The sequence below is a fragment of the Vibrio sp. CB1-5 genome (assembly GCF_059412285.1).
Genome location: NZ_JBJHPB010000056.1, coordinates 1 through 6,943, shown reverse-complemented (window position 1 = coordinate 6,943; position 6,943 = coordinate 1). Strand labels below are relative to the sequence as shown.

At 41.5% G+C, this 6,943-nt stretch carries 8 protein-coding genes; 1 reads left to right on the top strand and 7 read right to left on the bottom strand.

Annotated features, from left to right (window positions below):
* The 5 genes from ACJB0T_RS21725 to ACJB0T_RS21705 form a co-directional block, all read right to left on the bottom strand.
* The coding region (locus tag ACJB0T_RS21725; RefSeq protein ID WP_495292938.1) for a DUF2971 domain-containing protein at positions 1-726 on the bottom strand (726 nt) is incomplete at its 3' end.
* A gap of 220 nt (positions 727-946) precedes the next feature.
* A complete protein-coding gene (locus tag ACJB0T_RS21720) occupies positions 947-1,255 on the bottom strand; it encodes a helix-turn-helix domain-containing protein (protein ID WP_479289715.1) in 309 nt (102 codons plus the stop codon).
* Between the two features lie 304 nt (positions 1,256-1,559).
* Positions 1,560-1,751, bottom strand: a complete 192-nt coding sequence (locus tag ACJB0T_RS21715) for an antitoxin Xre/MbcA/ParS toxin-binding domain-containing protein (RefSeq protein WP_479289717.1) — start codon at positions 1,749-1,751, stop codon at positions 1,560-1,562.
* A gap of 144 nt (positions 1,752-1,895) precedes the next feature.
* Positions 1,896-3,275: a DEAD/DEAH box helicase gene (locus ACJB0T_RS21710; RefSeq protein WP_479289719.1), complete on the bottom strand. Its 1,380-nt coding sequence runs from the start codon at positions 3,273-3,275 to the stop codon at positions 1,896-1,898.
* The gene (locus ACJB0T_RS21705) at positions 3,269-3,799 is read right to left on the bottom strand and encodes a VspR family transcription factor (RefSeq protein ID WP_479289721.1); all 531 of its coding nucleotides are present in this window, start codon (positions 3,797-3,799) and stop codon (positions 3,269-3,271) included. Before ACJB0T_RS21705 ends, ACJB0T_RS21710 begins: the two co-directional genes overlap by 7 nt.
* Before the next feature lie 103 nt (positions 3,800-3,902).
* On the opposite strand from ACJB0T_RS21705, the gene ACJB0T_RS21700 reads away from it, so the two are divergent.
* A complete protein-coding gene (locus ACJB0T_RS21700) occupies positions 3,903-4,217 on the top strand; it encodes a helix-turn-helix domain-containing protein (RefSeq protein WP_479289723.1) in 315 nt (104 codons plus the stop codon).
* Positions 4,218-4,436: 219 nt separating this feature from the next.
* Here the strand turns inward: ACJB0T_RS21700 and ACJB0T_RS21695 are convergent, their stop codons facing one another.
* Positions 4,437-5,207, bottom strand: coding sequence for a hypothetical protein (locus ACJB0T_RS21695; RefSeq protein WP_479289725.1), 771 nt, complete (start codon positions 5,205-5,207; stop codon positions 4,437-4,439).
* Between the two features lie 166 nt (positions 5,208-5,373).
* Entirely contained in the window at positions 5,374-6,213 is an 840-nt protein-coding gene (locus tag ACJB0T_RS21690; protein WP_479289728.1) for a DUF4062 domain-containing protein, read from the bottom strand.
* Positions 6,214-6,943: the final 730 nt, after the last annotated feature.

The window sequence follows — 6,943 nt, the reverse complement described above, 5'->3', positions numbered from 1 at the left end:
TTCGGCTAGAGCCACCTCGACATGCTTACGCAAGCTATGCTCCCGTAAGCTCACTGAGAACAAGCTACTCTTATGCTCAGAAGAAGCTTTTAGTCCAAAAAGCACCATATCAACAGCTTCAGGGTTAAACGATTGAGTTGAATGCTTCTCTAGTAATTTTGTCCGACGCTTTTCAAGTATCAAACGATACTCTTTCTCGTATTTCCAGTGTTTTGATTTTTGAACTAACAGCCTATCTACTTGTTTCTTGATATCATGACTACTAACAATATCAAGGTAGTTCATTGGGGTATCAGTGTAATTCACTTCATCGTGGAACCGTAATGGCAATGAAGCTACCAGTTTTTCAAAGTGATACCTTATACAGAAACCTCGGTGGTTATCCCCATAGTGTGCCCAGAGAAGCGGATTTAGTGAACTCGTAGAGAGGCATGATATGTATGAGTTACACATCCTTTCTTGAATTGGCTCTCTATATGTTTCTAGAATTATCTTCTGCCCATCAGGGTTGGCCAGTTTTTGCATTAGTTCATGCTTAATTTGTTCAGGATGCCTATTCTCCGTTTGCGATCTTATATCAATAATGTGTTGAAAGTTCTTATCAATGTATCGTGCCAACGTAATGTCTGTAGCAAAGATTGAGGGAAAGAGAAGTGTCGCATCGAATGGATCATTAAAGGTTTCACCTATGGAAAAAGACAGCTCGTTATTTATCAAGTTGTTCACATGCCTATTTTCGTTAGATGTGAATGAGCGATATTGATATAGATACTTAATAGTCAAAGCTTTTCTTCCCTACACTAAAACCGATTGATGCATTCAGTATCATACAGGCATTAGGAAAATTTGGTCAAATCACCATTTGGTGTTGTAGAGCATCAACTAATCTAAACAAAGAATGGGGCAAAAATGAGTCAGACTCCCTTGAAGTTAAAACAGCAATGTTTCATTTCTGTGAGTTGCTCTTTAGCTTCGCTATCGATTCTAGTTTTTCAATTAGCACTCGATCACTAGCGACCATACCAAGGTCAATTTCGAGGCCTAATACTGATAAGACGGCAACATAGTGCCCAATAGAGACTGTTGAATCACCTCTAATGACCCTTCGTAATGTCGGTTTTGATATCCCCGTTCGTTGGTGTAACAACTCCTGTGATATATGCCGTCGTTTCAACGCCAATTCAATATTCTCACCCAGCTGATCGAGGATGCGTTGCTGTCTAGGAAAAACCACTGCTCTCCGACTTGCGCTCATAATTAAACTATATCTCCATTAATGTTGTGAATATGAAAGCACAGTTTCACTGAGGATCCAGTTATACGCTCTGTTGTAAGTAACTTAACCAATCACATTAGACTTCTTAATACTGGTATCGCCCCGGCTCTATAGACACCTTCAACATATGAACAAATGTAGTGTAAACCACACCACAGTATTTTGGTTAAGTACACACTCTAAACTCGTTATGGGGCAGAGCTGAGCTAGCCAGACATAGCTAGCTCGAATCTAGACAGAAGTGATTTCTTTACGAAAATGACTTCAAAGGTGGGTCAACTTTCTAACTGAAATCGCCGTATTTAAGGCTATTTAGTAACTGCGTTAGCTGATCATGATTTAAGTCGCTTGGTTTGCGCCCTGACAGAGCTGGAATGGGTTTTTGCAACCATTCTTCAGCCAACGAGTCACTTCCAAAAACTTCAAGTGCTAATGTTCGAATGTCGCTATTTTCAGACGAGAGTGTTTTGCCCATGCTGGCTTACCTCAACAAATAACTATGATTCAAAAGTATACCTGATAGATAAAGTTCTGACACAATTGAAGCTGAGGCGAGTCAGTAAATCACATTCTAACTTGCTCCAGAGTGGGCGAAAGCTGATACCAAAGGTATCCAACATTAGACTGTTTGAAAGGCTGAAATAATACGCTGCTTGAACCCGCCCAACTGAACCTCGTCAGGAATGCTAATGACGCCACTTACCGTGCAACCACGCGCATCGACACCATCCCATCTCAAATTAGCATTGCTACTTGCTGAATCGGCATTACAGCCGTTAGCAGCCACCTTTCGCTCCGAATCACTTACTGTAAATATTTCGGGTGTTTCCGCTCTAACAAATCTACAAGACTCTGGTATATCTTGTTCTATCCGCTCAGCAAAATCTATCAAACTCTGCTCTGCGAAAGTGAACAACCAAGCCTGTTGGTTCAAGTCATGATTCACTCGTAGAATCCGTCCTAGAACTTGCCTAAAGTAGAGCTCTGTCTTAACCGAGCTCATATGGCAGCAGACTTGCAGCCTAGGAATATCAGTACCTTCACTAATCATCCCAACGCTGACTATCCACTGAGTACTATCCTTCCGATAGCGTTCAATCTCAGCCAAAGGCTCTTCGTTACGATAGGTCACGATGGAGACGGTTTGCTGATACTTTTCCAAAAGTATCTTTTTAATCTCTTGGGCATGACGAACAGAAGAGGCAACGACTAGTCCTCCTGCATCCTGATTTTGAGTACGTATCTCGGCAAGCTTTCGACATCCAAGCCCTAGCAGGTATTCCATTGCCTCTTGATTGTGTATTACGCTCTGATAAGAGGCCTTAGTTTGCTTTAACATCTCAAGAATCGATGAGAACGACTCTGCTTTTCCATCACTAGTTACCGACAAGTGTTCATTGTCGACAAGTACAATTTTTGGTGCTCTACAAACATGGTCAGCAACGGCTTGCTTGAGAGTGTATTGATAGTCGACCAAAATCAGCCCATCAGGGTCACTATATTGCGCCATCACTATCGGTAATGCATCTGAACGCCAAGGTGTACCAGAAAGCGCTAACGTGTAGGTAGCCAGTCCCTGAATCTTGGTTAGGATCTGTTGCCCCCAAACATTCGCTTTTTCATACTCAGAACCAGAGCAATGATGTATCTCATCGAACACTACAAACACTCTATAGTTACGTAGTGTCTGCCAAAACTCTTCGCTGAGAAATTGAATGGATTGGTAGGTTAGCGACTGACCAGTCGAGCCTAAACCACCATTAAAAGTGCAATTGAGAACTTTTGAAAAGGTTCTTTTTATCCCATCTGATACCGTTAACGACGGTGAAAAACACAAAACAAGGTCAACCATATCACCCTCCAACAACCTGGAAGCAATAGTTGCTGCCAGTACCGTTTTCCCTGCTCCTGGAGTAGCTTGGCAAAAAAAGTGGTACTGCCTATTCTTGTAGTTTTGCATCGCTCTTTCAGAGCACTCTTGCTGCCATGTTCTCAACATTCGGTGATATCCGAAGAGATGGAGTTAATCACGTTGGTGAGTACGTTTACTTTACCAAATAGGTTTGCAGAGCGATCTCTCGCTTGTTGTAACATAGGGTTGAGCTTCTGTTCTAGTTCTGGGAAACGACGATTGAGTGATTGATATTCATCGATCTCACCCAGAACAATCTCTAACTCAGCTTTGTACTGGTTTCGCTCATGGCGCAATATTGAGTAATCTGGAGAGGGCTTCACTGAAGAGGTGACATTCTCTCCTCCTACTTTGGGCTTCACATTAAGAGAACGGAACAGCTCCGTTTGAAAGTATCTTTTATCTCGCCCTTCTCCTTCACTTTGAAGCCAACCGTTTCTCACAAAACGAAGGATCTGTCTGTAGAGTCTTTTTCTTGCCTCATCAGGCTCCTTCCTAAGTTCACTTACAGAAAGAGAGGCGTCGCGTAGTTCAATAACCGAAAAACCATCCATACCTTTTTCAATCAATAACTTGTGCATAATCGCACTGATTTTCGTTGAACGTTTCATTTACAACTCATGCATAACCAAAAACTAAGGATTGCTTAGTATACAGAAATCGATAAAACTAAGAAAATCTTAGTTACTGTAGGTTTTCACACATGAACCGAAAATGTCATTTACTAGCCCAATCCCGTCGCGACTTAAAGAAGCACGCAAAAAAGCCAAACTCTCCCAGAAAGCCTTGGGAGTGCGAATAGGTATGGATGAAGGCTCGGCAAGCGCCAGAATGAACCAGTATGAAAAAGCGAAACACACTCCTGACATACAGACTCTAAAGCTCATTGCTAAGGAGCTCGGCGTTCCTTTGAACTATTTCTTTTGTGAAGAAGAAAGCTCTGCCAGGTTAGCTTGCTTGATTGCAAAACTGAGCGAGGAGGAGAGGGAAGAGCTTATCAATAAGTTGAGCGGATTCGAAGGTAGTTAGGTCGGTAACTCATATTAGACCTTGCACCCATAGGTCGGGAAAGACTAGAGTGTGCTAAGCCGACCAGCCGATATAGAAACTCACAATTGGACAAAAGTGACTTTGTGAAGTTACTAAATTAGCAGACAAAGGATTAGTTTATGTACTATCGATTTGGTAAAACCAGAGAATATGATAGGTTCAAAACCCTTGGTGCGAATAAGGTAAAAGTACCATTTGTCAAAGAGTGGGATGCGATGGCTCGATTTTGCACTCAAGCATCTTAAGATATGCATTCAAGCATTGCTGTACAAACTGCTGCTTCTCTCTGTACTGAGCTATTAGCAAATAAAGGTAAGTCATTGCTTTAACTCTACTTTCCCTCTCTTCAACAAAAGCATCAGGCGCTTCATGTACAATGGGCACACCATTTGGTGAAGCATAGAGCAGTTCATTTCTAATATTCGCTTCATCGCTTATTAATTTCTTTAAATTCTTGGCTGAACTAATTTTAGCTAGTTCCTCTGCATGCTTAATAAATCCAATAGCCTTATTTTCATTAGTTATGCTGAGGCTCAGCGGTGGTTGCGGCTGAACCCAGTTCCCCTTAAACGCACCATGTGCTGGAAATGAAATAACGAGTTTTCTACTCAACTCATTTGCTCCTTCATGCACTTTAAAGTTTTTCTTCATTTCAATCGGTAAGATGTCATTTAAAAAGGCAGATATGATCGTTAGTAAATGCCAGATTCCAGCTTTGTGACTATGATTCCACGGGTTAATTCGATTCGCGTTGTCATATCCTAGACTTTTTATTTCATTGATTATTGCAGTTGATACTTCCTCTTCAGCAGTAATAGCTCGAAATGCTGCCATTTCATTATCTATTCCGCACAATTCCTTCGCTTTATCGATGTGAATCCATGCGTTTTTAACTGAAAACCTAGTATTCTTTGGAGCTTCGTTTACCATTTTTAGCAAACGATCCTTTTGCTGCTGAGTTACTGCCATGTTGCATCCATCCACCTCTACGTTAATAGATATTTTATGCTCATCAGAAAAAGCAAGTCAAAACAAGTTGCATTAAATTTAGTTGTTAAACGTGCGTTGCAATAAACAACTGAGATGAATTAGTCATTGGCAAATGACAATCTTCACGCCAGACGCTAGTGTATGTTTATAGCTCAATCATATCAGCAACTTGGTATCCCAAACTGGTAATTTCGAATATCTCGCCTACATCCCCCCTTTCAACAAGAAGCCCCTTGGATACTAGCTCGTCGATAGCTGCTTCCCAGCGGGCTACTTCTCGACGTTCATTAGAGTCTACGAAATTCTTACTATTGGTTTGAACGTTAGTTCCACCGAGATGGCGTAAATGCATAACCGTCCCATTGCGATCTTGACTCGCTTCTTTTAGAAGGATTTGGGATTCATCGGAAAGCTGTGGCAATGGAGTTTTTGATTGTACAACTTCAACAGGAGTTGAAATAGAGGTAGTTTGAAATAGTGAGTGTTGATTGAGTTTGAGTTGTAACTGGCGATAAAACTTATCTTTAAAGCTTGAACGACTATCATAGCTTTCGTACAAGCTTCTATTCTGACAAGACTCTTTAAATGCTTTTAATTGTGCATATTGCTCTGGTTCAACAGTATCAAGCGCCACAGGCTGGCTAGAAAAATAAAGCATTGCGGGTTTGGCTGATTTGATATGTTCTTCAATTTCTTCGACGGTTCCGCTGGCATAGTCTGTAGTAGGTGTACCAATCCGAGTCCAAAATACACCTACCAACAAGTCACATCTATCGAGCACTTGATTGTTGATTATTTCTTGTGCTTGCCCACCCATTTCTGGTGAAGAATGGGTTTCCCAACCAACTGGTAATAAAACAATATTTCTGGATTCAGAATGGACAGCATTCCATTCATATATGACATCTCGAATGATTGCTCGCTCAGATGATACATCGCCTGGTGAAGCGATCATTACATTGAATACTTTTGCTTCATAACTCATTTAGCTCTCCTTGCAAACGGTCGTGGCTCGCACTATCAACATGTCAGAATTATACCAAACCAAACACATAATGATGTATTAGATAAATTGGGTCAAACACGGATCGTTAAGTGTGATGCCAGAGGAAGCTCTAAAAAGAAAAGGGGCATAGTCGAGTTAGCTCGACTCAGGATGATTTTGACTCAGGATGATTTGCTAAACCATCGGTACTTGCAGTATGGTTTGTTTGGAACAGTGGTCAGAAAGTAAAGGCACACCTATGAAGCCAATAAAGCAAATTTCGAAAGCTCGAAGTGCGAAAATTGAAAGCATGAAAGCAATTAAAGCTGCTTACCTGAAGGCTAAGGCTGAAGGAAGCATCAAGACTTACCGAATTACGCGAACCCGTTAGCGAGCATGTAGAGGTAGATTTAAGCTCTGGTTGCTTTGTTGTTGAGTTTAAGGATAGACTAGGTTCTATCAATGACAGCGGGACTTTTTCAGTACATTGATGTCTACTCTGATGAGTCGCAGGCCGCGCCGCGATAGCCAAAGACCTCCGCCTTTCAATAGCCCTGTTCTCTTCCGCTCATAGAGTATTGACCGCAGGTAGCGCGTAATAGAGCCACTATTTAGTGGCTCTTGTCGTATCTGAGCGTTAGAAAAGCTAAAGTCTTTCCCTTCGAGTTTCCCAAGTGACCCTGTAAATAATTCTGTGTAACTGTCGGAGTTACATGTATTCAGTGAGTCG

Bases quoted from the DNA above. Each gene is read 5' to 3' on its own strand.
- ACJB0T_RS21700 (WP_479289723.1), top strand. From the start codon at position 3,903: ATGTCATTTACTAGCCCAATCCCGTCGCGACTTAAAGAAGCACGCAAA.
- ACJB0T_RS21710 (WP_479289719.1), bottom strand. From the start codon at position 3,275: ATGTTGAGAACATGGCAGCAAGAGTGCTCTGAAAGAGCGATGCAAAAC.
- ACJB0T_RS21720 (WP_479289715.1), bottom strand. From the start codon at position 1,255: ATGAGCGCAAGTCGGAGAGCAGTGGTTTTTCCTAGACAGCAACGCATC.
- ACJB0T_RS21690 (WP_479289728.1), bottom strand. From the start codon at position 6,213: ATGAGTTATGAAGCAAAAGTATTCAATGTAATGATCGCTTCACCAGGC.
- ACJB0T_RS21695 (WP_479289725.1), bottom strand. From the start codon at position 5,207: ATGGCAGTAACTCAGCAGCAAAAGGATCGTTTGCTAAAAATGGTAAAC.
- ACJB0T_RS21715 (WP_479289717.1), bottom strand. From the start codon at position 1,751: ATGGGCAAAACACTCTCGTCTGAAAATAGCGACATTCGAACATTAGCA.
- ACJB0T_RS21705 (WP_479289721.1), bottom strand. From the start codon at position 3,799: ATGAAACGTTCAACGAAAATCAGTGCGATTATGCACAAGTTATTGATT.